Source organism: Bacteroides reticulotermitis JCM 10512 (assembly GCF_000517545.1).
In the GTDB taxonomy this organism is placed as follows: Bacteria; Bacteroidota; Bacteroidia; order Bacteroidales; family Bacteroidaceae; genus Bacteroides; species Bacteroides reticulotermitis.
Window position 1 is genome coordinate 1 of record NZ_BAIV01000036.1, and the last position, 25,590, is coordinate 25,590.

Genomic DNA, 25,590 nt, shown 5'->3' on the forward strand with positions numbered 1-25,590 from the left:
GGGGTACCCCCCTCCTAAATAACGCCCCCCCTTCTTAATAATTAAATTTGTAACGCGCGAGCGATCACGTATGCGCGCGTATTATTAAGTACCTGACGCTTCCACGCGGTTGGAGTTCTCATTGCATCAGCGAATAAATAGCTCTCTTTTCGCTTTCGCTTATGGGGTAGCGGGGGGATTAAGTGGCCGAACAGAGGAAAATCGAACCCAATTAATGGATGTGTCTCAGGTCATTTTGTTCTGCAAAATTAACGCTTTTCTTCTCGTGATATGTTCCTTTTTCCAATGTTTTTTGTGTGAAATTTATTATCTTTGTATCTGTTGAAATAAAAGGGATGCTTTCCAAATTAGACTAATCTGTTTCTCTTGTTTTTAAGGTATTTATGGCTTTTGCGAATGGCTTGGTTTGTAGGAAAGTCAATTGTTTAATTTATAAATTATTGTTGTGATGACTATGTATTCAAAATTCACCGTGTTGTTGGTTGTTTTTCTTTCCGTTGCAGCGTGTAGCACGCGTGGGCAAAAACAGCGGAAGGCGGGATCAAACGATACGCCTTTTACGATCTCTACGGCGGATTTACCGGCATTGAAGTATGAACTGTTCCGTACGAACAAGAAGGTGGTGAATCAGGATATTCAGAATTTGGCTTACTCTCAGGCGTCGGAAGATGTTGTTTCGGCAATGCCTTCGGCTGTGATGGAGTTCGGTCCCCAAGAAAAGGTCTCCTACCATCTCTTGCCCCGTGCGGCCGATTTAGCGTATCTCATCATTCGCAATGAGATAGCAGCCGATGAAACGAAATATTACTACGGAGAGGAAAGTGATTCCCTGATTTCGCTTTGGGAAATAAGCCCGGTTGTGCATCTTGCGAACGGTAAAAAAGAGAACCGGGTTTTCCGCCTAAGTCTGTTGGAAACGAGAGAGTACTACACGGATATTGCTGTTATAGAATCCCATCCCGGCAAGTTTAGTCGCCAATCTCTGAGCCTCTCTCATGTGTTGCAGGATTTTCCCCGGGATTTTTATAAGGATGAAGCCGATCCGGAGTTTTCCTATTCCGATTACTGCAAACACGGTAAGCTGCCTACGGTGTTCTCTACAAAAGATGTCGGGAAAACTGACTTTGTAAACCTGGACGAGCTTTGGAATCATTTCAGCCTGCGTTATTATGAGAATGATACCTCCGAAGTTGCGTTTCACATACTTCCGCCCTATTATAAAAACCACGACCTGGTTGTGGAACGGACGAAAACCGCCACCGGCACTGACCGCTACCTGCTGCGTCGCATAAACCTGCGATGGGATGGGCAAGAGCAACTCCGGCGCACGGCCAGTGCATACAAATTGTACGAACCGCTTCTTGATTTGACATCGGAGCGGCTCGATACGCTTACCGGTGAGGTGATTACCACGGAAGTTGAGATCCTCGAACGCAACATCATACTTGTTTTCGAAGAGCGTTCACGCGGAGCGTACAACCATAAATCCATCTACTCCGTTTCTCCCTATACGCGGGTAACGGAAGAGCGTTCGGGAGATGACCAGATCGGGTATCAGTTTTATCGTTCGCATCATACGTGGCTTTCCGCTGCATCGAATGATGCTTGGTTCGAGGACATGAAAGAGGCAGCTACGGCTAAGGATTACCTGAAGTGGCTTGGTAAGAATCACGATAAGCTTTATGCGGTTGATATGGTACTCTATCCGAATGATAAGGGGAGGAAGCATCTGGAGGTCTCTATGAAGGCTCGTGACCACATTGTCGGAATGATGCGGCAGAGCGGCCTTGTATCTGAGAAATATGAGCAGTATTGGATTGATTATTTCAATGAAGCGCGCGACTATTACGAGAAAAATCAGGATGATGATGAGCGGAGTGACTACTTTGATTATGATATTTTCCTGCATTCCCAAGAGTCCGATGCGCTTACCGCTATACGCGATAACCGTGTGGTCGTTACCGGAGTTCGCAGCATCGCTCCCGATCGTAGTATCGTTACTATCAATATGGGTTATCAGGATATGATTTTCGAACTCTCATACCACGCCGGAAAATGGTTGGTAGATGGGGCTCGGAATCATTTGGCAACCCATTTCGCTACGGACGAACCTTTGGTTCTATTCATGACCAACGACAATGAGCAGAAGTTACGCATGTTGCAACATTATGGCATGGAGGAAGAAGATAAATTCTACTATACCCTGATACAGAATGCCATCCCTAATTTCAGGAACAACGGGATCGATGTTGACATACTCGACCCAAAGCAGTATCTCTCCGTACAGTTTGCGGATAAGACGACCTTTGATGCGAGGAATGATTTCTATTACTACGATGTCATGCTGTATAAACCGGGAAAAGCTCCGACGATCATACGGAATATCGACCGTAAGGGGAGTTGGCAAGAAATAGGCGCGTACTTCGGAATGGATGGTGCGCTGCTGGACCCTAGTATTCTGAGGATACCGATTGATTTGCAATAGCACGCAAGCGAGGAGGGTGTACATAAAAAAAGCTCTGAAATTTGAAGATTCCAGAGCTTTATGCTTATAAGTTGTTGCGGTGCGTACGAGACTCGAACTCGTGACCCCCTGCGTGACAGGCAGGTATTCTAACCAACTGAACTAACGCACCATTGTTTTTTGTGGATTCATTTACTATTTTGATGTTCTCTTTTAAAATAAGAGGCGGTGCGTACGAGACTCGAACTCGTGACCCCCTGCGTGACAGGCAGGTATTCTAACCAACTGAACTAACGCACCATAATAGTATTTGTAATCCGCATCTCTCTCGATTGCGGGTGCAAAGATAGCTGTTTTCTGTAAACTTGCAAGAGTTTTGAGAAAGTTTTTTTAAAGATAAATGGAGTAGAAATGGTTAGTGTCTCATTCTGAGGTCATTTGTAATGAAAAAAAGTTTGTCTTATTTATCCGGGTTCATCCCTTTGCGAGGTCAACGGCGGCTAGTTTGACTAAAGAAATGTGGCGTACGATCGAAAAGGTACTCGTTTGCGTGCGTGTTTGGATTGTCTTCTTATGTGTCTTCGATTGGGTGATACGTTTACGAGCTTCCGTTATGTATGGGCCGATCGCTTTCTAGATGTCGGAATTTAAGGTTTCGCCGAAACTTTCTGCTTTAATAATTCGTAATTTTGCAATAAATCGTTATTTTTGCGGACTAAATTTATAGAGGGTGAAAGAGATTTGCCCGGAATTGTAAAATACTAACAAGAATGATGACTACAGCCAAACTGTTATTGCACTGTCCCGATAAACCGGGTATTCTAGCCGAGGTGACGGATTTTATCACAGTCAATAAAGGTAATATTATCTACTTGGATCAATACGTGGATCATGTAGAGAACATCTTTTTCATGCGTATCGAGTGGGAGTTAAGAGAATTCCTTGTGCCACGTGAAAAGATTGAAGACTATTTCAGAACCCTTTACGCACAGAAGTATGAGATGGATTTTCGGCTTTATTTCTCAGATGTAAAGCCTCGGATGGCTATCTTTGTATCTAAAATGTCGCATTGTCTTTTTGATATATTGGCGCGTTATACAGCCGGCGAATGGAATGTGGAGATACCTCTTATTATAAGTAACCATCCCGACTTGCAGCATGTGGCCGAGCGCTTTGGCATTCCTTTCTATTTGTTCCCGATTACCAAAGAGACCAAAGAGGAGCAGGAACGCAAAGAATTGGAACTTCTGGCGAAGCATAATATCACCTGCATTGTGTTAGCACGCTATATGCAAGTCATTTCCGAGCAGATGATCAATGCGTATCCCAACCGGATAATCAACATTCATCACTCTTTCCTTCCGGCGTTTGTAGGTGCCAAACCTTATCATGCCGCATTTGAAAGAGGTGTGAAGATTATCGGTGCAACCAGCCACTATGTCACGACCGAACTGGATGCGGGCCCGATTATCGAACAGGATGTTGTTCGTATTACGCATAAAGACTCGGTGGATGAACTGGTCAACAAAGGAAAAGATTTGGAGAAAATAGTTCTTTCCCGTGCTGTACAGAAGCATATTGAGAGAAAAGTTTTGGCGTACAAAAATAAAACCGTTATATTTAGCTGATGAAAATAGCTGTCGTAAAATATAATGCTGGAAATATCCGTTCGGTCGACTACGCTTTGAAGCGGTTGGGAGCTGAGGCAGTTATTACAGCTGATAAAGAAATACTTCAAACCGCCGATAAAGTTATCTTTCCGGGAGTCGGTGCGGCTGATACTACCATGGAGCATCTTCGTGAGTCCGGCTTAGACCGGCTAATCAAAGATTTGCGTCAACCGGTGTTGGGCATTTGTCTGGGCATGCAGTTGATGTGCCGCCATTCCGAAGAGGGTGATGTAGATTGCTTCAACATCTTCGATGTGGATGTGAAACGATTCATTCCGCAAAGGCATACCGAAAAGGTGCCTCATATGGGTTGGAACACGATTGGGAACTTGAGCAGTGAACTGTTCGACGGGTTTACAAAAGAAGAATTTGTCTACTTCGTGCATAGTTACTATGTGCCGCTTTGTGAATCTACGACAGCCGAGACCGACTATATTCACCCTTTCAGTGCCGCTTTGCATAAAGGAAATTTTTATGCGACTCAGTTTCATCCCGAGAAGAGTGGCCAGACAGGTGAGAAGATACTGAAGAACTTTTTAGATTTATGATGAAAAACAAGATGTGTAAATGATAGAAATAATTCCCGCCATTGATATTATTGATGGAAAGTGTGTACGACTTTCTCAAGGTGATTATGACAGTAAGAAAGTGTATAACGAGAACCCGGTGGAGGTTGCCAAAGAGTTTGAAGCGAGTGGCATCCGTCGTTTGCATGTTGTCGATCTGGATGGAGCGGCTTCTCACCATGTGGTGAATTACCGCATACTGGAACGAATCACCTCGCAGACTTCCTTAGTCGTTGATTTCGGGGGTGGTGTGAAGACCGATGAAGATTTAAAGATAGCTTTTGAAAGCGGTGCACAGATGGTGACGGGAGGTAGTATTGCCGTGAAAGATCCGGCGCTGTTTTGTCATTGGATCGAACTTTATGGCCGTGATAAAATAATTCTGGGTGCCGATGTGAAAGATCATAAGATAGCCGTCAACGGTTGGAAAGATGAAAGCATCTGTGAGCTTTTCCCCTTTTTGGAAGACTACGTTCAGCAAGGAATTCAAAAGGTTATTTGCACGGATATAAGTTGTGATGGTATGTTGGAAGGCCCTTCGACCGAATTGTATAAAGAAATACTGGCCCAATTCCCGGAGATGTACCTGATTGCCAGTGGAGGTGTTAGCAGCATCGATGATATTGTGGCGTTGGATGAGGCCGGCTTACCGGCTGTAATCTTCGGAAAGGCACTCTACGAAGGACGGTTTACGTTGAAAGATCTGCGAATCTTCCTATAATAGATGAATGGTTTAATAATAAAGTAATATAGTTGTGTTAGCAAAAAGAATTATCCCTTGTTTAGATATTAAGGACGGGCAGACGGTCAAAGGAACGAACTTCGTCAACCTGCGCCAGGCAGGTGATCCGGTAGAACTAGGGCGCGCTTATAGCGAACAAGGTGCCGACGAATTAGTCTTTCTGGATATCACCGCCAGTCATGAAGGACGTAAAACGTTTACGGATTTGGTAAAGCGTATTGCAGCCAATATTAATATTCCCTTTACTGTGGGAGGCGGAATTAATGAATTGAGCGACGTCGACCGGTTGTTGAATGCCGGAGCGGATAAGATATCCATTAACTCTTCGGCTATTCGTAACCCGCAGCTGATTGATGATATAGCCAAGCATTTTGGTTCTCAGGTTTGTGTCTTGGCGGTAGATGCCAAACAGACCGAAAATGGTTGGAAGTGCTACCTGAATGGTGGACGGATTGAAACGGACAAAGAATTGCTCGCATGGGCGCAGGAAGCGCAGGAGCGTGGTGTGGGTGAAGTCTTGTTTACCAGCATGGATCACGACGGGGTAAAGACCGGTTATGCCAATGAAGCGCTTGCTCGATTGGCGGATCATTTGTCGATTCCGATTATTGCATCCGGAGGAGCCGGAAAGGAAGAGCATTTTCGGGATGCTTTCTTACTGGGAAAAGCAGATGCGGCTCTGGCTGCCAGCGTTTTTCACTTCGGAGAGATCAAAATACCCGAATTAAAATCGTATCTTTGTCGCCAAGGAATTACCGTTAGGTAATTTACTGCTTCAAGCATTAGCCACCAGCCTGTTGCAAGCGATTTGCAGCAAGATGAGTTGGCAATCAAAAAGACGATTTTAGATTGAACTGATGTGTACAATCCTTTGTAAGAAGATGAACACTCGCTCATATCTGAAACCGAACTAACAGATAGAATCGTCATTTGAATTAAGAATTTTAGAGATAGATAAAATGGAAATAGATTTCAATAAGATGGACGGACTCGTTCCGGCTATTATCCAGGACAACGAGACATGTAAGGTCTTAATGTTAGGCTTCATGAACAAAGAGGCTTATGAAACAACCGTTAAAACCGGAAAAGTTACCTTCTTCAGCCGTACCAAGAATCGGTTATGGACCAAGGGTGAAGAAAGCGGCAACTTCCTTCAGGTAGTTTCGATCAAAAGTGACTGTGACCATGATACACTGTTAATTCAGGTAGAACCGGTCGGTCCGGTTTGCCATACGGGAACGGATACTTGTTGGGGTGAGAAGAACGACGAGCCGGTTATGTTCTTGAAATCATTGCAAGATTTTATCAGTAAACGTCACGAAGAGATGCCGGAAGGCTCTTACACGACTAGTTTATTTCAATCCGGTATAAATAAAATAGCGCAGAAGGTTGGCGAAGAAGCTGTCGAAACAGTGATTGAGGCTACCAATGGGACCAATGAGCGTCTTATATATGAAGGAGCCGACTTGCTTTACCACATGATTGTATTGCTTACTTCAAAGGGTTATCGCCTGGAAGACTTGGCGCGCGAATTACAGGAAAGGCATAGTAAAACATGGAAGAAGCATTAATCCGATATAGCGATGTAGAAATTCATCAGCAGGAACTCTGTGTGTTGAAGGGAGTCAATCTCGAATTACACAAAGGCGAGTTCGTTTACCTGATCGGGAAAGTCGGTTCAGGGAAGACAAGTCTGCTCAAAACCTTTTATGGCGAGCTGGATGTAACTGATGGTGAAGCGGAAATATTAGGCTATAACGTACGATCCTTAAAGCGTAAGCATATTCCTCAATTGCGTAGGAAACTGGGAATTGTATTCCAGGATTTCCAGTTGCTGACCGATCGTACGGTGTATAGCAACCTGGAATTTGTTCTTCGGGCTACCGGATGGAAAAACAGACAAGAGATCAAAGACCGCATAGATGAGGTTCTTCAATTGGTCGGAATGTCGAATAAAGGCTATAAACTTCCGAACGAACTCTCCGGCGGTGAGCAGCAACGTATTGTGATTGCCCGTGCCGTCTTGAACTCTCCGGATATTGTATTGGCCGATGAGCTACTGGTAACTTGGACGTGGAAACCGGAAAGTCGATTGTTGAATTGTTGCGTGGGATTTGTGCCACAGGCGCTTCTGTGATAATGACCACTCACAATATGCAACTGCTGCAAGAGTATCCGGGACGTGTGTTGCGTTGTGAAGATCACTGCATCAAGGATGTAACCGACGAATACTTGCCACGATTACGATCGATAGAAATAGAATTGAATATAGATAACTAAAACAGTAACGTAAGATGAAAGTTTTAAAGTTTGGAGGGACTTCTGTAGGATCTGCTCAGCGGATGAAAGAAGTAGCCAAATTAATCGCTGATGGTGAACAGAAGATTGTTGTACTTTCCGCAATGTCGGGAACAACAAACACATTGGTGGAGATTTCGGACTATCTGTATAAGAAGAATCCGGAGGGTGCCAACGAGATAATCAATAAGCTCGAAGCTAAGTATAAACAGCATATTGACGAACTATTCGCTACCCCCGAGTATAAACAGAAAGGATTGGAAGTCATTAAGTCGCACTTCGACTACATTCGTTCCTATACTAAAGACCTTTTCACGTTGTTTGAAGAGAAGGTAGTCTTGGCGCAGGGTGAATTGATTTCCACAGCTCTGGTGAACTTCTATCTGCAGGAAAGCGGTGTGAAGTCCATATTGCTTCCGGCTTTAGAATTTATGCGTACTGATAAGAATGCAGAACCCGATCCGGCTTATATTAAAGAGAAGCTGTTGGCTCAGTTGGAACTTTATCCGGATGCTGAAATTTATATTACCCAAGGTTTCATCTGCCGCAACGCGTATGGTGAGATCGATAACCTGCAACGTGGCGGAAGCGACTATTCGGCTTCGTTGATCGGTGCAGTCGTGAAAGCCGCTGAAATACAGATTTGGACAGATATCGACGGTATGCACAACAACGATCCGCGCATTGTTGATCAAACAGCTCCGGTTCGTCAGTTGCACTTTGAAGAAGCAGCTGAGTTGGCTTACTTTGGCGCGAAGATCTTGCATCCTACTTGTATCCAACCGGCTAAATACGCGAATATTCCTGTACGCTTGTTGAATACACTCGACCCGAAAGCTCCCGGAACATTGATCTCCAATGATACGGAAAAGGGAAAGATTAAGGCTGTAGCCGCTAAAGACAATATTACCGCGATTAAAATCAAATCCGGCCGTATGTTGTTGGCACATGGTTTCCTGCGTAAGGTATTTGAAATTTTCGAAAGCTATCAGACTTCCATTGATATGATCTGTACGTCCGAAGTCGGAGTATCGGTAACTATCGACAACACCAAACATCTGAATGAAATCTTGGACGATCTCAAGAAGTATGGTACGGTTACCGTGGATAAAGATATGTGTATCATCTGTGTAGTAGGAGACTTGGAGTGGGAGAATGTAGGATTCGAAGCGAAGGCCTTGGATGCTATGCGCAACCTTCCGGTGCGAATGATTTCGTTCGGGGGGAGCAACTACAACATCTCCTTCCTTATCCGGGAAGGTGATAAGAAGGCTGCCTTGCAGTCGTTAAGTGATATGTTGTTCAACCACAAATAATCTCTTCGACCCTATAAAGTGCTTTTACCAAACAATTGATAAAGGCACTTTTTTTACCAACTAAATATGATTATTAAGTTATGAAAGGAATATTTCCCATAGATAAACTCCGTGAAATACGTACGCCTTTTTATTATTATGACACAAACGTATTACGTGAAACATTAGCTTGCGTAAAAAACGAAGTCGCCCGATACGAACGCTTTGATGTGCATTACGCCATGAAGGCTAACGTGAACCCTAAAGTCCTGAAGATAATCAGCGAAAGTGGGTTAGGAGCCGACTGTGTGAGTGGAGGTGAGATACGTGCCGCTATTAAGGCAGGCATTCCGGCCGGAAAGATTGTTTTTGCAGGCGTAGGAAAGGCTGACTGGGAAATCGAGCTGGGCTTGGAATACGGTATCTTCTGTTTCAATGTAGAATCGATTCCCGAGCTTGAAGTTATCAATGAATTAGCGTCCGCCCACGGCAAAGTAGCGAATGTGGTATTTCGTATCAATCCGAATGTCGGAGCGCATACCCATGCCAATATAACAACCGGGCTTGCCGAGAATAAGTTTGGTATCAGCATGCAAGATATGGAAGCGGTGATTGACGTAGCACAGGAGTTGAAGAATGTGAAGTTCGTTGGTCTGCATTTTCATATCGGTTCGCAGATATTGGATATGGGAGACTTCATGGCCCTTTGTAACCGGGTTAACGAATTGCAAAATCGCTAGAAGCACGCCATATCTTAGTTGAGCATATTAACGTTGGCGGTGGTCTGGGAATTGACTATCAACACCCTAACAGGCAACCGATCCCGAACTTCAAAGAGTACTTCCGTACGTACAGTGATCATCTGAAACTACGTCCGTATCAGACGCTGCACTTTGAGTTGGGACGTTCCATTGTCGGACAATGCGGCTCTCTGATCTCCAAGGTTCTGTATGTAAAGAAAGGGGTTAACAAACAGTTCGCTATTCTGGATGCCGGTATGACCGATTTGATTCGTCCGGCCTTGTATCAGGCGTATCATAAAATGGAGAACCTGACTTCCGAAGAACCTAATGCGACCTATGATGTGGTAGGCCCTATTTGCGAGTCGTCCGATGTGTTCGGTAAAGCGGTCGATTTGAATCAAGTGAAGCGTGGCGACCTGATCGCTCTTCGATCTGCCGGGGCTTACGGCGAAATTATGGCGTCGGGCTACAACTGCCGGGAGCTACCGAAAGGCTATGTCTCGGATGAGCTTATCTAGCTAATTGTATTTTTTGTTTAAAAAGATAAGTTTGCTAGAACAATATCGCTCGAGTGCTTGTTATCACAGTATAATCCATTTGCTAAATATTACATTAACAACTTATAAATAAATACGATTATGATCTCAGAAAAATTACAAAATGCAATCAATGAACAGATTACGGCTGAAATGTGGTCTTCTAACCTATACTTGGCAATGGCTTTTTATTTTGAAAAAGAAGGCTTTACCGGATTTGCTCATTGGGTAAAAAAACAATCTCAGGAAGAATTAGAACACGCTTATGAAATGGCTGACTATATCATCAAACGTGGCGGAACAGCTAAAGTTGATAAGATTGATGTAGTTCCGAACGGATGGGGAACTCCTCTGGAAGTGTTCGAACATATCTATGAGCATGAATGTCACGTATCTAAACTGATTGATAAATTGGTTGATGTGGCTGCTGCTGAGAAGGATAAAGCTACACAAGACTTCTTGTGGGGATTTGTTCGCGAACAAGTAGAAGAAGAAGCTACTGCTCAGGGTATTGTAGATAAGATTAAGAAAGCTGGTGATGCCGGTATCTTCTTTGTTGATTCACAACTAGGACAACGTTAATTACCGTATAAAGAAACAAAAAAGCTGTCTGGAGATTTCTCTAGACAGCTTTTTTTATTTCTTATGTTTTCCTTCCATCGTGCCCAAGTAAATCTCGAGCGAACGGGTAGATATTTGTATCTCTCTGAATGAGACTCCTAAAGAACCGATTAATAGCAAAAGCGCCAGACCGAATGCGTAAATTGATAATAGCTGTAGCCCGATATATATAAGGAACATACTTACCACACAGAAAAAAAGGCTGGCTATTCCCAAACCTTGCATGGTGCGCGTTAGGTTCAAGCGCTTGCGTAGATTCTCTATTTGCTGAACAGTGATATCCGACGGGTTTTCTACATAGCGATCCCGCAATTGACGTACTAGCTGCGCATAGGATAAAAAGCGATTGGTGTATGCGAGTAAGATTAGCGAAATAGCCGAGAAAAGAAGGGCCGGGGTAGTGAGGGTAAGTTCTTCCATATTGATTAAAATACTTCCATTGTTATAGCCTGATATTTACGGTCTATAACAATGGAAGAAGTGTAAATGTTTATTTTATGACACCGAGTTCCTTACCCACTTTGATGAAGGCAGAGATACATTTGTCGAGTTGATCCTTCTCATGTCCGGCAGAGATTTGCACGCGGATACGAGCCTGATCTTTGGGAACTACCGGGTAGTAGAAACCTGTGACATAAATGCCCTCTTCCTGCATGCGTGCCGCATAATCCTGCGACAACTTCGCATCATAGAGCATCACAGCACAAATCGCACTTTGAGTCGGCTTGATATCAAAGCCTGCTGCGGTCATTTTCTCCCGGAAGTGATTGACATTCTCTACAAGTTTATCGTGTAGCGCGTTACTTTCTTTAAGCATTTTGAATACTTCAATGCTGGCTCCGACAACCGCTGGGGCAACCGAATTCGAGAATAAATACGGACGGCTACGTTGACGGAGCAGATCGATAATCTCTTTGCGTCCGGTAGTAAACCCGCCCATAGCCCCACCAAAGGCCTTACCGAGCGTACCGGTATAAATATCAATGCGTCCGTACGTATTGTATAGTTCACTTACTCCATGTCCGGTAGGGCCAACCACGCCGGCAGAGTGCGATTCGTCAATCATGACGAGGGCGTTATACTTTTCTGCTAAGTCGCATATCTTGTCAATGGGGGGCACGTTACCATCCATCGAGAACACACCATCGGTTACTACGATACGGAAGCGTTGTGCTTGTGCCTCTTGCAGGCATTTCTCCAATTCGTTCATATCCGCATTTGCGTAGCGATAGCGTTTGGCTTTGCAAAGACGTACTCCATCGATGATCGAAGCATGGTTCAATGAATCGGAAATGATCGCATCTTCTTCGGTGAACAAAGGCTCAAATACGCCGCCATTAGCATCAAAGCAGGCAGCATACAAGATGGTATCTTCTGTCTGAAAGTAATCGGAAATAGCCGCTTCCAATTCTTTATGTATATCTTGGGTACCGCAGATGAAGCGTACGGACGACACACCGAATCCTCTCCGTTCCATTATCTGCTGAGCGGCTTTGACTAAGCGGGGGTGATTGGAAAGTCCCAGGTAATTGTTGGCGCAAAAATTCAGTACTTCTTTTCCTTTAACCTGAATGGATGCTTGTTGTGCACTCTCGATAAGTCGTTCCTCTTTGTAGAGTCCGGCTTCTTTAATTTCAGCCAATATCTGACTGAGATGTCCTTGCATTTTACCGTACATAGTGTTTGAATTATTAGTTATGATACAAAGGACACTATTTTTATTGGAATAAACAATAAGTTTTTGGACTTAATCTGAAAAAAAAAGTGCTTACTTTGCACACCAATTAGCTTAATATATCTTTGGACAAGAAGAAAATGGAACATGTTTTGGTGATTGGAGCAACCGGCCAAATCGGTTCGGAGCTCACAATGGAATTGCGCAAACGCTACGGAAACAGGAATGTTATAGCAGGTTATATTCCGGGTGCAGAACCTAAGGGTGAATTGCGAGAATCCGGACCATCAGCGGTGGTTGATGTGACGAACCGGAAAATGATCGAGGCAGTTGTGAAAGAGTATCATATCGATACAATCTACAACCTGGCTGCCCTACTTTCTGTCGTCGCTGAGTCCAAACCGGAATTGGCTTGGAAGATCGGAGTCGATGGCTTGTGGAATGTACTCGAGGTTGCCCGCGAATACCATTGTTCTGTTTTTACACCGAGTTCGATCGGATCATTCGGCGAAAGTACCCCTCATGTTAAAACGCCTCAGGACACGATTCAACGTCCTCGCACAATGTATGGTGTGACTAAGGTCACTACCGAACTACTTAGTGATTATTACTATAATAAATATGGAGTCGATACTCGTGCGGTGCGCTTTCCGGGAATCATCTCGAATGTAACTCCTCCGGGAGGTGGAACGACCGACTATGCCGTTGATATCTATTATTCGGCGGTGAAGGGAGAGAAGTTTGTTTGTCCGATCCAAAAAGGAACCTTGATGGATATGATGTACATGCCCGATGCATTGAATGCGGCGATTATGCTAATGGAGGCTGATCCGGCTAAATTGATACATCGCAATGCTTTCAATATTGCGTCAATGAGTTTTGACCCGGAAATGATTTATCAGGCTATTAAGAAGCATGTGCCTAATTTTGAAATGACCTATGATGTCGACCCATTGAAACAGCGCATTGCAGATAGCTGGCCTGATAGTTTGGATGACTCTTGTGCTCGTGAAGAGTGGGGGTGGAATCCGGTTTACGATTTAGAAAGTATGACTGTAGATATGCTCGAAAAGTTAAGTGAGAGATTGAGATAATGAAAAAACAAATTGTGGGGGTTATGCTACTTGGACTTCTTTGTTCTTGTGGAAATAAGACAACCAAGATTGATCCTTTTGCTGATATAACCAAGGAAGTAGACTCTATTCGGCACAAGACCGACTCTGTCCCTGGAGAGAAACAACCAGAGGAACTTAAACCGATAGAGGCTGACGAGTCTTTTGATGATTTTATTTATAGTTTTGCGTCTGATAAAGAGTTACAGCTTCAGCGCGTCAAATTCCCATTGCCCTATTATAATGGCGATGAGAAGAAAAATATAGAAAAGCGTTTTTGGAAACATGATAACCTTTTTACCAAGCAAAACTACTATACATTACTCTTTGATCGTGAAGAGGATATGGACTTAGTAGGTGATACTTCATTAACCTCCGTGCAAGTTGAATGGATATACATGCGGACTCGGATGATTAAGAAGTACTATTTTGAACGTTTAAAAGGTGCGTGGATCCTGGAGGCTGTCAATCTGCGGCCTATTGAGCATAACGATAATGAGAACTTTGTAGAGTTCTTCAGCCGTTTCGCTTCAGACAGTTTGTTCCAGAGCCGTCGTGTGCAAGCCCCTTTGATGTTTGTGACTACGGATCCTGACGATGACTTTTCGATTCTCGAGACTACACTTGATCTCAATCAATGGTTTGCCTTTAAACCGGTATTGCCGGCTGATCGTCTTTCGAATATAAATTATGGGCAACAGAATAGTGACCAATCATCTACCAAAATATTAGCGCTGAAAGGCATTGGTAACGGTTTTTCCAATATCCTTTACTTTCATCGCAAGGGTGGCGAATGGGAACTTTATAAGTTTGAGGACACTAGTATTTAACGACATTCCGAGCTATATTCATAGTTCGAATTAAGAAAAATAGATAACTGATTCATGGAGAAGTATTCGCTATTATCTCATAATACATTCGGTATTGATGTCTATGCAAAAAACTTCATTGAATATACTTCGGTAGATGAACTGAAAAAGTTGATTGCGCAGAACGCTTTTACCGTTCCTTTTTTACATATAGGCGAGGGGAGTAATCTCCTGTTTACCCGCGATTATGAAGGCTTGATTCTTCATTCCCGCATCAGGGGTATTGACGTAGTTGAAGAAACAGACGAATTTGTAACTGTTCGGGTTGGCGCCGGTGTCAACTGGGACGACTTTGTTGCCTACTGCGTTGATCGGAACTGGTATGGAGTAGAGAACCTATCACTGATTCCGGGTGAAGTAGGCGCAAGTGCCGTGCAAAACATTGGCGCGTATGGCGTTGAAGTCAAAGATTTGATAACCGAAGTCGAAACAATCGACTGGCAGGGGCAAGAGCGCATCTATCCGGTTTCCGAGTGTGCCTACGCTTACCGGACTAGTATTTTCAAGCAATCGGATAATAAGACGGTTTTCATTACGTATGTGCATTATAAGCTGCGCAAACAAGCGCATTATACTTTGGATTACGGTACCATTCGGCAAGAGTTGGAGAAATACCCGGCCTTGTCATTGGCTACTGTGCGTAAAGTGATTATCGACATTCGCGAAAGCAAGCTGCCCGATCCGAAGGTGATGGGTAACGCAGGTAGTTTCTTTATGAATCCGATTGTTCCATATACGCAATTTGAGGCCTTGAAAGGGGAATATCCACTGATGCCATTTTACGAACTAAGTGACGGACGTGTTAAGATCCCGGCGGGTTGGCTCATCGATCAGTGTGGCTGGAAAGGAAAATCCTTGGGACCTGCTGCGGTGCATGATAAACAAGCTTTGGTACTGGTGAACTGCGGAGGTGCCAAAGGTAGCGATATTATAGCTTTGTCGGATGCCGTTCGGGCATCTGTACGTGATAAGTTTGGGATTGAAATTAATCCGGAGGTAAACTTTATTTAATTTATGAAGATACGGATATTAGGAAGCGGAACCTCTACCGGAGTGCCACAGGTAGGATGCTATTGTCCGGTTTGCACTTCTGCCGACCCTAGAGATAGCCGCCTGCGAACCTCTGCTCTTGTAGAGACCGATGATGCTCGGATACTGTTTGATTGTGGTCCCGATTTTAGAGCACAAACGCTTGCGCTTCCTTTTAAGCGCATCGACGGGGTACTTGTCACACACGAGCATTACGATCATGTAGGCGGTTTGGATGATTTACGTCCTTTCTGCCGCTTTGGTGAAATACCGATTTACGCCGAAGCTTACGTGGCTCGCGGATTATGTTCCCGTATGCCGTACTGTTTTGTAGATCATACCTACCGGGAGTTCCGAATATCCCTTTGGAAGAGATAATGCCCGGGAAGTCTTTTAAAATTAATCAGACTGAAGTTCTTCCGGTACGAGTGATGCATGGGAAGCTTCCCATTGTGGGCTATCGGGTTGGTCGTATGGCCTATATTACGGATATGCTTACCATGCCTGAGGAATCGTACGAGCAATTGAAGGGTGTGGAAGTTTTGCTGGTCAACGCGCTTCGGATAGCTCCTCATTCTACGCATCAAAATCTACAAGAAGCTTTGGAGGTGGCGAAGCGTATACAGGCTAAAGAGACTTACTTCGTACACATGAGCCATGACATAGGATTGCATCAGGAAGTCGAAGAGATGCTTCCGCCTAATGTGCACTTGACCTATGACGGTTTAGAAATAAGCTGGCCCTAGTCCTCATTCTCATCCAGGCGTTTATTATTCCAACCAATGAAGAGGGGAGGATTACCCGGCCCTATTCGTGCGCTCGTGGCATTCCTTTGCCCCGGGCATTTTTTTATTTGCCCGGGGCATCGCATGTGAAAGCCAAGGGCAAATGAGAAAATGCCCGGGGCTAGCATCAAGAAATTTCACTTGTGTGACTTTACTTGGTTTCAGTTTATACGATTTTTGTTATCATACGTTTTTCATGGTCACTATTATATGCTTCGTACTAAGTTGCTTTACGGCTTTTGGTTTTACGTACGGTCGCTGAATAAAAAGCCCCCGATATCTTTTATTCAACCGCAACTTATTTTGTAGAATCCTTCGCTCGATTTCAGTTGGGCACGCAAGGCTTTCTTCTTTTTACGACTGAATTCTACTACGCTGTCTTCTCGGATTTACGACCGATAATCTTTAAATGAAACAGCTGAAGAATTGAACTGGAAAGAGAATTTGGGGTAAAATCGGCTTGAAAATAAAGTTTTTGCTTTTTCCATTCAGCTTTCAGTTTTGAAGGTAATTGGTTGGTTTATAGCGTTTTTGGGCTGAAGGCAAGAACTGAAAGCCGGGAGTCTGGTTTCAGCCCTTGCTTTTAGTCGTATTCTCTTGTTATTCAGTCGTTTGTTGGGTAAACTGAAAGCTGAAAGCAAGAAATGAAACTTGTGTAGAGACCGTGTGGAGGCGATGGTGAAAATGTCTCGTGATAATCTTCCCGATGTGATTGCGCAAATGTGTAGCTTGTAGTTTGTTAATGCGAGGAGTGTGTTTCGTGCATGGGTTTCAAAGACAAAAAAGGTTGCCAAACTTTTAAGTAAAGAGTTCGGCAACCTTTTTTATAGTTGGTTTTGTTCTTCCGTATTTATTAGGAAAAACTACGGCAATGTCAATTTAGAATCAAAACGGAAGGTCGTCTTTCACGTCTCCCACATTGAAATCCGGAGTAGCGCTGGGAGCTGGAGGAGGAACCGGAGAACCTGTACTCATGCTGCTATCAACACCGGCACGTTCTACCTTCCAAGCACGAATACTATTAAACCAGCGATCCTGCCATTGGCGTGCATCAATGTCGAACGAAACCGTAAGTTCTTCACCCATTTGAATATTGAATTGTTCGATTTTGTCTACACCAAATACATCAAAACACATTTTGCGTGGATATTGATCGTGATTTTCAATTACGAACTCTTGTGATTTCCACTCGTTGCCGCTAGTCTTTGAAACTCCACCTCTAGGAGGAAGGATAGCGATAATTTTTCCTGTAAATTCCATTGCGATAATTTTAAATTCTGCTGCGAAGTTACAATTTTTTGGGAATATCCCCCACACTCCAACTGTTTTTTCTTTTGTTTTGTTGGGTTGCCACAATCTTTTTTCGTAACTTTGTGCATTAGTTCATTCAAAACTTAAATACTCGAAATATATGAAATTTATCGTTTCAAGCACTGCTCTTTTTAGCCATCTACAGGCTGTCAGCCGCGTGATTAACTCTAAGAATACGCTGCCAATTCTCGATTGTTTTCTCTTCGAATTGGAGGATGGAACTCTGTCGGTAACTGTTTCGGACAGTGAAACAACCATGGTCACCACGTTGGAAGTAAATGAAAGTGATGCGAATGGACGCTTTGCAATTGTTGCCAAGACTTTACTTGATGCGCTGAAAGAAATTCCGGAACAACCTTTGACGTTCGATGTAAATGTTGAAACTTATGAAGTTGGCGTTCAATATCAAAACGGAAAATATAGCCTCATGGCTCAAAATGCGGATGAATTTCCCCAATCCGTTACACCGGGTGACAACTCTGTCCGAGTGGAGATGGATGCGGAAATCCTTTTGGGAGGAATCAACCGTGCGATCTTTGCTACAGCAGATGATGAACTGCGACCGGTAATGAACGGTATTTATTTTGATATAACTACAGAAGATATCACCATGGTGGCTTCCGATGGACATAAACTTGTTCGTTGCAAAACATTGGCTGCCAAAGGAAATGAACGCGCTGCGTTTATTTTGCCGAAGAAGCCGGCTACATTGCTTAAAAACCTTTTACCTAAAGAACAAGGCAGTGTTTCAATCGAGTTTGATGAGAGAAATGCCGTTTTCGTACTTGCAAGCTATCGCATGGTATGTCGTTTGATTGAAGGACGTTACCCCAACTATAATTCGGTTATTCCGCAGAACAACCCACACAAGGTTATTGTAGATCGTATGCAGTTGATCGGTGCTTTACGCCGTGTATCTATATTTTCCTCACAAGCTAGCAGTTTAATCAAACTTCGCATGCAGGAAAATCAGATTGTTATTTCGGCACAGGACATCGATTTCTCTACATCCGCAGAGGAAACTCAAATCTGCCAATATGCCGGTACTCCGATGAGCATTGGCTTTAAGTCTACATTCCTGATCGATATACTGAATAATATTTCAGCGGAAGAAGTTGTCATTGAACTGGCTGATCCGTCACGTGCCGGAGTAGTAGTTCCTGTAGAGCAAGCGGAAGATGAGGATTTATTGATGTTGTTGATGCCGATGATGCTGAATGATTAATTAAGGAAATATGAAATTGAATCTTAAGAACCCTATTGTTTTCTTTGATTTAGAAACAACAGGCACCAATATAAATACAGATCGCATTGTTGAGATCTGTTATTTGAAAATTTATCCGAATGGGAATGAAGAGACGAAGACGATGCGTATCAATCCCGAAATGCATATCCCGGAAGAATCGTCCGCTATACATGGTATTTACGATCCGGATGTTGTAGATTGCTCGACTTTCAAAGAGGTAGCTAAAAATATAGCTCGCGACATTGAAGGATGTGATCTGGCAGGCTTTAACTCCAACCGCTTTGATATACCGGTTCTAGCTGAAGAGTTCCTTCGTGTTGGTGTGGATATCGATATGACTAAGCGCAAGTTTGTTGATGTGCAGGTTATTTTCCATAAAATGGAACAGCGTACCCTTTCTGCCGCCTATAAGTTTTATTGCGACCAGAGCTTGGAAGATGCGCATACGGCCGAAGCAGATACTCGGGCTACCTATGAAGTGTTGAAAGCACAACTTGATCGTTATCCGGAACTTCAGAATGATGTTGCTTTTCTGGCGGAATATTCCAGCTATAACAAGAATGTAGACTTTGCCGGTCGTATGGTATACGACGAAAATGGGGTAGAGATCTTCAACTTTGGAAAATATAAAGGGATGTCGGTAGCTGAAATTATGAAGAAAGATCCGGGATACTACAGCTGGATTCTCAATAGTGATTTCACGTTGAACACAAAAGCGGTTTTAACAAGAATACGCTTGCGTGAAATGAGCAATTTGATTACAAAATAATGCTGCAGGGAAAGAAAATTATTCTGGGAATAACAGGGAGCATTGCTGCCTATAAAGCATGTTACATTATCCGTGGATTGATTAAGCAAGGCGCGGAAGTACAAGTTGTCATCACTCCCGCAGGTAAGGAGTTTATTACTCCGATCACACTTTCGGCTTTAACCAGTAAACCGGTTATCAGCGATTTCTTTGCTCAACGCGATGGCACATGGAATAGCCATGTAGACCTCGGATTATGGGCGGATGCCATGGTGATAGCACCTGCTTCGGCATCTACAATCGGGAAAATGGCTAATGGGATAGCGGATAATATGCTAATCACAACTTATCTATCTGCCAAAGCACCGGTCTTTGTTGCACCGGCTATGGACTTGGATATGTTTGCCCATCCTTCTACACAAAAAAATATAGAGACTCTTCGTTCCTACGGGAATCATATCATTGAACCGGGAACGGGAGAACTGGCTAGTCATCTGGTTGGAAAAGGGCGAATGGAAGAACCGGAGCATATAATCCGTGTGCTCGATGAGTTTTTCTCCGCTACCGATGAGTTGAAAGGACGAAAGATCGTAATCACAGCTGGTCCTACGTATGAGAAGATCGATCCGGTGCGCTTTATCGGCAACTACTCATCCGGTAAAATGGGGTTTGCGCTTGCCGAAGAATGTGCGCGACGTGGTGCGGAAGTTACATTAATTGCCGGACCTGTGCAGTTAGACACACACCATTCCCGTATTCGGCGAGTGGATGTAGAGACCGCTCACGAAATGTATGAAGCGGCTTGTCGTGACTTTGTTCAGGCAGATGCGGCCATCCTTTGTGCAGCCGTAGCTGATTTCCGTCCCGAAAGTGTAGCCGATCAAAAGATCAAACGTGAAAAAGAAGATGAATATGTGCTGCATCTTCGTTCCACAGAAGATATAGCCGCTACGCTGGGACAGCTGAAACAACCTGCTCAGAAACTGGTTGGCTTTGCACTTGAAACGAATGATGAACAGCAAAATGCTGAAGGAAAACTGGAACGTAAAAAACTAGATTTCATAGTCCTCAACTCACTGAAAGACAGTGGAGCCGGTTTCCGTCACAATACAAATAAAATTAGTATAATTGATCGACAGGGACGCGTAGACTATCCGTTGAAGTCCAAGCAAGAAGTGGCACAAGATATTGTTACGCACTTAGTTGCTGTGCTGTCGAACGATGCTTCCTGAGTTTTTAATCTAAAAAAAGCTTCAACGTGTTACGCTCATTATACATTCAGAATTATGCATTGATAGAGAAACTGGATATCAGCTTTGATACAGGTTTTTCTGTTATTACAGGAGAGACGGGAGCCGGAAAATCTATTATCCTGGGAGCTATCGGCCTGCTGCTTGGGCAACGCGCTGATATGAAAGCAATTCGTCGCGGAGCCGCAAAATGTATTATTGAAGCCCGCTTTGACATTTCCGCTTACGGGATGGAAGAGTTCTTCGAGAATAATGAACTGGAGTATGAACCCGAATGCATTCTTCGCAGGGAAGTGCAAGCTTCCGGCAAGAGTCGGGCTTTTATTAACGATACGCCGGCCTCATTGACACAGATGAAAGAATTGGGCGAGCAATTGGTTGACGTACATTCGCAACACCAAAACCTTCTGCTCAATAAAGAAGGTTTTCAGTTGAACGTTTTGGATATCCTGGCTCATAATGACGCGGCTTTGGATACTTACCATTCATTGTATGCGGAGTGGAAGCAAATAGATAAGCAATTAGCGGAGCTGATTGAACTCTCAGAACAAAGCAGAGCCGACGAAGACTATATCCGTTTCCAGTTGGAACAACTCGAAGAAGCAGCCCTTACGGAAGGCGAACAAGATGAGTTGGAACTTGAAACCGAAACACTGACTCACGCTGAAGAAATCAGAGCAGGCTTTTATCACGTCGAACAAGCACTGTCTGCCGACGAAGGTGGAATCTTGCCCTCTTTTAAAGACAGTCTAAACACCCTCAATAATTTACAGAAGATTTATCAGCCTGCCAGAGAGTTGGCCGCGCGCATGGATAGCATCTATATCGAACTGAAAGATATATTGCATGAAGTGGCGTTGCAAGGAGAATCCATTGAGTTCAATCCTACCCGCTTGGAAGAAGCGAATGATCGCTTGAACCTGATCTATTCGCTGCAACAAAAACACCGGGTACAAACATTGGCGGAGCTGCTGGCTCTAACTGAAGAGTATCGTGGAAAGCTGTCGGCCATAACTTCCTATGATGAACGTATCGCAGAACTTACTACACTGAAAGAAACACTTTATAAGAAAGTGAAGCAGCAGGCGGAAGTGCTCACACAAGCTCGTGTGCGGACTGCCGGCGAGGTAGAGAAGCAATTAGCGGCTCGTCTGATTCCGTTAGGGATGCCGAATGTTCGTTTTCAGGTAGAAATGGGTTTGAAGAAAGAACCGGGTACACACGGTGAAGATACGGTTAGCTTCCTCTTTTCGGCCAATAAGAACGGTGCTTTACAAAGCATAGCTTCTGTTGCCTCGGGAGGTGAAATAGCTCGCGTGATGCTTTCCATAAAGGCAATGATCGCCGGTGCAGTGAAGCTTCCGACAATTGTATTTGATGAGATTGATACCGGCGTTTCCGGAGAAATAGCCGACCGTATGGCAGATATTATGCAAGAAATGGGCGAGCAAGACAGACAGGTGATCAGCATTACGCACTTACCTCAAATCGCTGCCCGTGGACATGCGCATTATATGGTGTATAAGATAGACAGTGATACCGAGACGAATAGTCATATTCGACGGCTTACTGATCAGGAACGCATCGAAGAAGTGGCTCATATGTTGAGCGGAGCTACCTTGACGGAAGCTGCGTTGAGCAATGCCAAAGCATTATTAAAGTTATAACCCCAATTAAGACATAAACAATGGATGATAAAAGTGAAATGATTTTCGGTGTTCGTGCCGTTATAGAAGCAATACAGGCAGGTAAGGAAATAGACAAAATCTTGGTTAAGAAAGATATTCAGAGTGACCTCTCCAAAGAGTTGTTCGCAGCTTTGAAAGGTACCTTGATACCTGTACAGCGCGTTCCGGTAGAACGTATTAATCGCGTTACCCGAAAGAATCATCAAGGAGTTATTGCTTTTATCTCATCCGTGACCTATCAGAAGGCAGAAGATCTCGTTCCATTTCTTTTTGAACAAGGGCGGAATCCTCTTTTTGTCATGTTGGATGGAATAACCGATGTGCGAAACTTTGGTGCCATAGCCCGTACTTGCGAATGCGGAGCGGTTGACGCCATTCTTATTCCGGCTCGTGGGAGTGTTTCGGTGAATGCCGATGCGATGAAAACTTCCGCAGGAGCTTTGCACACCCTTCCTGTTTGTAGGGAACAGAACTTGCGTACTACGTTGCAATATCTCAAAAATAGCGGATTCCGTATTGTTGCGGCAACCGAAAAGGGAGATTATAATTATACCGAAGCGGATTATACAGGGCCATTGTGTATCATTATGGGAGCGGAGGATACAGGCGTGTCTTATGACAACTTGGCTCTTTGCGATGAATGGGTGAAGATTCCAATGCTTGGTAGTATCGAATCGTTAAACGTATCTGTGGCTGCCGGTATCTTGATTTATGAAGCTGTGAAACAAAGAAACAACGACTGATATTATGATGAAGAAATTGATTTTACCTTTTGCGCTTTTTCTTTTCATGCAAAATGGCATGGCGCAGACTCCCAAATGGGTAGAGAAGGCTAAACGTGCCGTCTTCTCTGTTGTGACCTATGATAAAGAAGATAAAATGCTGAATACCGGAAATGGCTTTTTTGTGTCCGAAGATGGTTTGGCTTTGTCCGATTATACCTTGTTTAAAGGTGCAAAACGTGCAGTGATTGTCACTTCGGATGGAAAGGAAATGCCGGTAAATACAATTTTAGGAGCTAACGACATGTACGATGTTGTTAAGTTTCGGGTCGGCATAACAGAAAAAAAGGTTGTTGCCTTGGTGGTAGCAGCAACTGCACCTGTTGGAGGAGCAGATGCGTGGATGTTGCCTTATTCTACACAGAAGAGTATTGCTTGTGTGCCCGGTAAGGTAAAGGATGTTTCGAAAGTAGGCGGTGAGTACCATTATTACACATTAGGCATGCCTATGAAAGATAAGATGGTTAGCTGTCCGGTCGTGAATGCTGAGGGACAAGTATTTGGCATTGCGCAGAAGTCGTCGGGAGCAGATACGGTATCAACCTGTTATGCAGCCGGAGCAGACTTTGCGATGGCACAAAAGATTAACGCACTTTCATTAGGTGATGTTGCCCTGCGTAGCATTGGTATAAAGAAAGGGCTGCCTGATACGGAAGAGCAGGCATTAGTTTATTTGTTCATGGCATCTTCACAAATGACTGGAGATGAATACCTGAAATTGCTTGAAGATTTCATCACCCACTATCCAAATAGTACCGAAGGCTATCTGCGTCGTGCCAATTACTTTGTGACAACACAAGACGAATCCACGTTTGATAAAGCTGTTGCCGATTGGAATCAGGCGTTGAAAGTTGCCAAGAAAAAAGATGATGTTTACTACAATATAGCTAAGTTGATGTACGCTTATCAACTCTCTAAACCGGAGAAAACCTATAAAGATTGGACCTACGACACTGCGTTGAAGAATATTCATGATGCCAAAGTCTTAGATCCTTTGCCGGTTTATATCCAATTGGAAGGCGATATACTATTTGCTAAGCAGGACTATGCAGGCGCATTGGCTTGTTATGAACAAGTGAATGCAAGTAATTTGGCTTCCCCGGCAACGTATTTCAATGCAGCTAAAACAAAAGAGGTGCTAAAGGCCGATCCTAAAGAGATATTAGTTTTGATGGATAGTTGTATAGCTCGTTGTCCACAACCTATTACGGCCGACTTCGCTCCTTATTTACTGGAACGTGCGCAGGCCAATACAAATGCTGATCAACCCCGTAATGCAATGCTTGATTATGACGCTTACTTTACGGCGGTAAATGGTAACGTGAATGATCTGTTCTATTATTACAGAGAGCAAGCAGCCTTGAAAGCGCGTCAATATCAACGGGCTTTGGACGATATAGCTAAAGCGATTGAAATGAATCCGACCGATTTGACCTACCAAGCTGAGCAGGCTGTTATAAACTTGCGTATAGGCCGGTATGAAGAAGCGGTGAATGTTTTGAACGGTGTGATAAAGACGGAACCAAAATATGCGGAAGCATATCGTTTACTGGGTCTTTGCCAGATTCAGATGAAAAAGACGGATGAAGCATGTGCCAGCTTTGCGAAAGCACAAGAGCTTGGAGATCCTAACGTGGCTGAATTGATTAAAAAGTACTGTAAGTAACCACATACGATAGGTTTATCTATTAAATTAAACCCCTGCTAACTTCAACAGTTGGCAGGGGCTTTCGTTTGGGGACTTCATAAACTCTCTCTCTCTTAGTACTTTTCCCCTCTTTGTTAAGTTTAGGTTTAGATATAATATGAGTGTTTAGGTTTGATTTCTAACCTTTGCTTAATAAATGCAGAGGCTTGCCGAATACTGCACCCTATTCTTTTTTATTTCGAGGGAATATAGCTTATTTAACTTATTTTAAGCCAGTAGCTTGCTTTTATTTCGATTGAATATCTCCTTACATTGATGACTTTTATCCGACTTTCCTCAATAGATGTTTAGGAGAGGTAGGTGAACACCCGCATATGTGGCGATTTAGATTTAATCTCGAAGAAATTTTGCTTAGCTATTTGTGGATTGGGATTTTTCGAGATATGATAAGCAATACGTATATCCTTAAATATATCGAACTTTTGAGGTGCACTACGCTTTGGGGGCGTTTT

20 protein-coding genes, 2 tRNA genes and 3 pseudogenes are annotated in these 25,590 nt (G+C 43.7%); 20 read left to right on the top strand and 5 right to left on the bottom strand.

The window, feature by feature from the left end:
- Window positions 1-454 precede the first annotated feature (454 nt).
- A complete protein-coding gene (locus JCM10512_RS18080; RefSeq protein WP_148298465.1) occupies window positions 455-2,485 on the top strand; it encodes a hypothetical protein in 2,031 nt (676 codons plus the stop codon).
- A gap of 77 nt (window positions 2,486-2,562) precedes the next feature.
- On the opposite strand, the gene JCM10512_RS18085 is transcribed toward JCM10512_RS18080, so the two are convergent.
- Both JCM10512_RS18085 and JCM10512_RS18090 read right to left on the bottom strand, forming a co-directional pair.
- Window positions 2,563-2,636 (bottom strand) — tRNA-Asp (locus JCM10512_RS18085).
- A 54-nt stretch (window positions 2,637-2,690) separates the two neighbouring features.
- Window positions 2,691-2,764: transfer RNA gene (locus tag JCM10512_RS18090), tRNA-Asp, on the bottom strand.
- Window positions 2,765-3,234: 470 nt separating this feature from the next.
- Between JCM10512_RS18090 and purU the strand changes: the two genes are divergently transcribed.
- From purU to JCM10512_RS18135, 9 genes and pseudogenes are all read left to right on the top strand, one after another.
- Window positions 3,235-4,092 (top strand): formyltetrahydrofolate deformylase, encoded by an 858-nt coding sequence (gene purU, locus JCM10512_RS18095; protein ID WP_044165126.1) that lies wholly within the window; start codon window positions 3,235-3,237, stop codon window positions 4,090-4,092.
- Window positions 4,092-4,682, top strand: coding sequence for an imidazole glycerol phosphate synthase subunit HisH (gene hisH, locus JCM10512_RS18100; RefSeq protein ID WP_044165127.1), 591 nt, complete (start codon window positions 4,092-4,094; stop codon window positions 4,680-4,682). The genes purU and hisH overlap by 1 nt, the downstream gene beginning before the upstream one ends.
- A gap of 19 nt (window positions 4,683-4,701) precedes the next feature.
- On the top strand, window positions 4,702-5,421 hold the full coding sequence (gene hisA / locus JCM10512_RS18105; protein WP_044165128.1) for a 1-(5-phosphoribosyl)-5-[(5-phosphoribosylamino)methylideneamino]imidazole-4-carboxamide isomerase: 720 nt from the start codon (window positions 4,702-4,704) through the stop codon (window positions 5,419-5,421).
- 34 nt (window positions 5,422-5,455) lie between these two features.
- Window positions 5,456-6,208 carry an imidazole glycerol phosphate synthase subunit HisF gene (hisF, locus tag JCM10512_RS18110; RefSeq protein WP_044165130.1) on the top strand — a complete coding sequence of 251 codons (753 nt, stop codon included), beginning with the start codon at window positions 5,456-5,458 and terminating at the stop codon, window positions 6,206-6,208.
- 193 nt (window positions 6,209-6,401) lie between these two features.
- A complete protein-coding gene (gene hisIE, locus JCM10512_RS18115) occupies window positions 6,402-7,013 on the top strand; it encodes a bifunctional phosphoribosyl-AMP cyclohydrolase/phosphoribosyl-ATP diphosphatase HisIE (RefSeq protein WP_044165131.1) in 612 nt (203 codons plus the stop codon).
- Window positions 6,998-7,722, top strand: a pseudogene (locus tag JCM10512_RS18120) (cell division ATP-binding protein FtsE). Before hisIE ends, JCM10512_RS18120 begins: the two are co-directional and overlap by 16 nt.
- A gap of 14 nt (window positions 7,723-7,736) precedes the next feature.
- Complete coding sequence (locus JCM10512_RS18125) at window positions 7,737-9,056, top strand: aspartate kinase (protein ID WP_044165132.1); 1,320 nt, start codon at window positions 7,737-7,739, stop codon at window positions 9,054-9,056.
- An 80-nt stretch (window positions 9,057-9,136) separates the two neighbouring features.
- Window positions 9,137-10,296 (top strand): annotated as a pseudogene (gene lysA, locus JCM10512_RS18130) (diaminopimelate decarboxylase).
- Between the two features lie 120 nt (window positions 10,297-10,416).
- Window positions 10,417-10,896, top strand: a complete 480-nt coding sequence (locus tag JCM10512_RS18135; protein ID WP_044165134.1) for a ferritin — start codon at window positions 10,417-10,419, stop codon at window positions 10,894-10,896.
- A 54-nt stretch (window positions 10,897-10,950) separates the two neighbouring features.
- On the opposite strand, the gene JCM10512_RS18140 is transcribed toward JCM10512_RS18135, so the two are convergent.
- The gene (locus tag JCM10512_RS18140; RefSeq protein ID WP_044165135.1) at window positions 10,951-11,355 is read right to left on the bottom strand and encodes a DUF2721 domain-containing protein; all 405 of its coding nucleotides are present in this window, start codon (window positions 11,353-11,355) and stop codon (window positions 10,951-10,953) included.
- Window positions 11,356-11,425: 70 nt separating this feature from the next.
- On the bottom strand, window positions 11,426-12,613 hold the full coding sequence (gene kbl, locus JCM10512_RS18145; RefSeq protein WP_044165136.1) for a glycine C-acetyltransferase: 1,188 nt from the start codon (window positions 12,611-12,613) through the stop codon (window positions 11,426-11,428).
- Window positions 12,614-12,750: 137 nt separating this feature from the next.
- Between kbl and JCM10512_RS18150 the strand changes: the two genes are divergently transcribed.
- The 4 genes and pseudogenes from JCM10512_RS18150 to JCM10512_RS18165 all read left to right on the top strand — a co-directional run bounded on the left by JCM10512_RS18150 (window position 12,751) and on the right by JCM10512_RS18165 (window position 16,366).
- Window positions 12,751-13,704 carry an NAD-dependent epimerase/dehydratase family protein gene (locus tag JCM10512_RS18150; RefSeq protein ID WP_044165137.1) on the top strand — a complete coding sequence of 318 codons (954 nt, stop codon included), beginning with the start codon at window positions 12,751-12,753 and terminating at the stop codon, window positions 13,702-13,704.
- Window positions 13,704-14,552, top strand: a complete 849-nt coding sequence (locus JCM10512_RS18155; RefSeq protein ID WP_044165139.1) for a DUF4348 domain-containing protein — start codon at window positions 13,704-13,706, stop codon at window positions 14,550-14,552. The genes JCM10512_RS18150 and JCM10512_RS18155 overlap by 1 nt, the downstream gene beginning before the upstream one ends.
- Window positions 14,553-14,606: 54 nt before the next feature.
- Window positions 14,607-15,602 carry a UDP-N-acetylmuramate dehydrogenase gene (gene murB, locus JCM10512_RS18160; protein WP_044165141.1) on the top strand — a complete coding sequence of 332 codons (996 nt, stop codon included), beginning with the start codon at window positions 14,607-14,609 and terminating at the stop codon, window positions 15,600-15,602.
- Window positions 15,603-15,605: 3 nt separating this feature from the next.
- Window positions 15,606-16,366, top strand: a pseudogene (locus JCM10512_RS18165) (MBL fold metallo-hydrolase).
- A gap of 924 nt (window positions 16,367-17,290) precedes the next feature.
- On the opposite strand, the gene JCM10512_RS18170 reads toward JCM10512_RS18165, so the two are convergent.
- Window positions 17,291-17,665 carry a DUF3127 domain-containing protein gene (locus tag JCM10512_RS18170; protein WP_044165180.1) on the bottom strand — a complete coding sequence of 125 codons (375 nt, stop codon included), beginning with the start codon at window positions 17,663-17,665 and terminating at the stop codon, window positions 17,291-17,293.
- Window positions 17,666-17,816: 151 nt separating this feature from the next.
- On the opposite strand from JCM10512_RS18170, the gene dnaN reads away from it, so the two are divergent.
- The 6 genes from dnaN to JCM10512_RS18200 are packed head-to-tail and all read left to right on the top strand — an operon-like array spanning window position 17,817 to window position 25,096.
- Window positions 17,817-18,941, top strand: a complete 1,125-nt coding sequence (gene dnaN, locus JCM10512_RS18175; RefSeq protein ID WP_044165142.1) for a DNA polymerase III subunit beta — start codon at window positions 17,817-17,819, stop codon at window positions 18,939-18,941.
- 10 nt (window positions 18,942-18,951) lie between these two features.
- Window positions 18,952-19,731 (top strand): 3'-5' exonuclease, encoded by a 780-nt coding sequence (locus JCM10512_RS18180; RefSeq protein ID WP_044165143.1) that lies wholly within the window; start codon window positions 18,952-18,954, stop codon window positions 19,729-19,731.
- Entirely contained in the window at window positions 19,731-20,942 is a 1,212-nt protein-coding gene (gene coaBC, locus JCM10512_RS18185; RefSeq protein WP_044165144.1) for a bifunctional phosphopantothenoylcysteine decarboxylase/phosphopantothenate--cysteine ligase CoaBC, read from the top strand. Before JCM10512_RS18180 ends, coaBC begins: the two co-directional genes overlap by 1 nt.
- A gap of 26 nt (window positions 20,943-20,968) precedes the next feature.
- Window positions 20,969-22,627 (top strand): DNA repair protein RecN, encoded by a 1,659-nt coding sequence (gene recN / locus JCM10512_RS18190; RefSeq protein ID WP_044165145.1) that lies wholly within the window; start codon window positions 20,969-20,971, stop codon window positions 22,625-22,627.
- Between the two features lie 20 nt (window positions 22,628-22,647).
- The gene (gene rlmB, locus JCM10512_RS18195) at window positions 22,648-23,391 is read left to right on the top strand and encodes a 23S rRNA (guanosine(2251)-2'-O)-methyltransferase RlmB (RefSeq protein WP_044165146.1); all 744 of its coding nucleotides are present in this window, start codon (window positions 22,648-22,650) and stop codon (window positions 23,389-23,391) included.
- Window positions 23,392-23,395: 4 nt separating this feature from the next.
- Window positions 23,396-25,096, top strand: a complete 1,701-nt coding sequence (locus JCM10512_RS18200; RefSeq protein WP_044165147.1) for a tetratricopeptide repeat protein — start codon at window positions 23,396-23,398, stop codon at window positions 25,094-25,096.
- The last annotated feature ends 494 nt before the right edge of the window (window positions 25,097-25,590 follow it).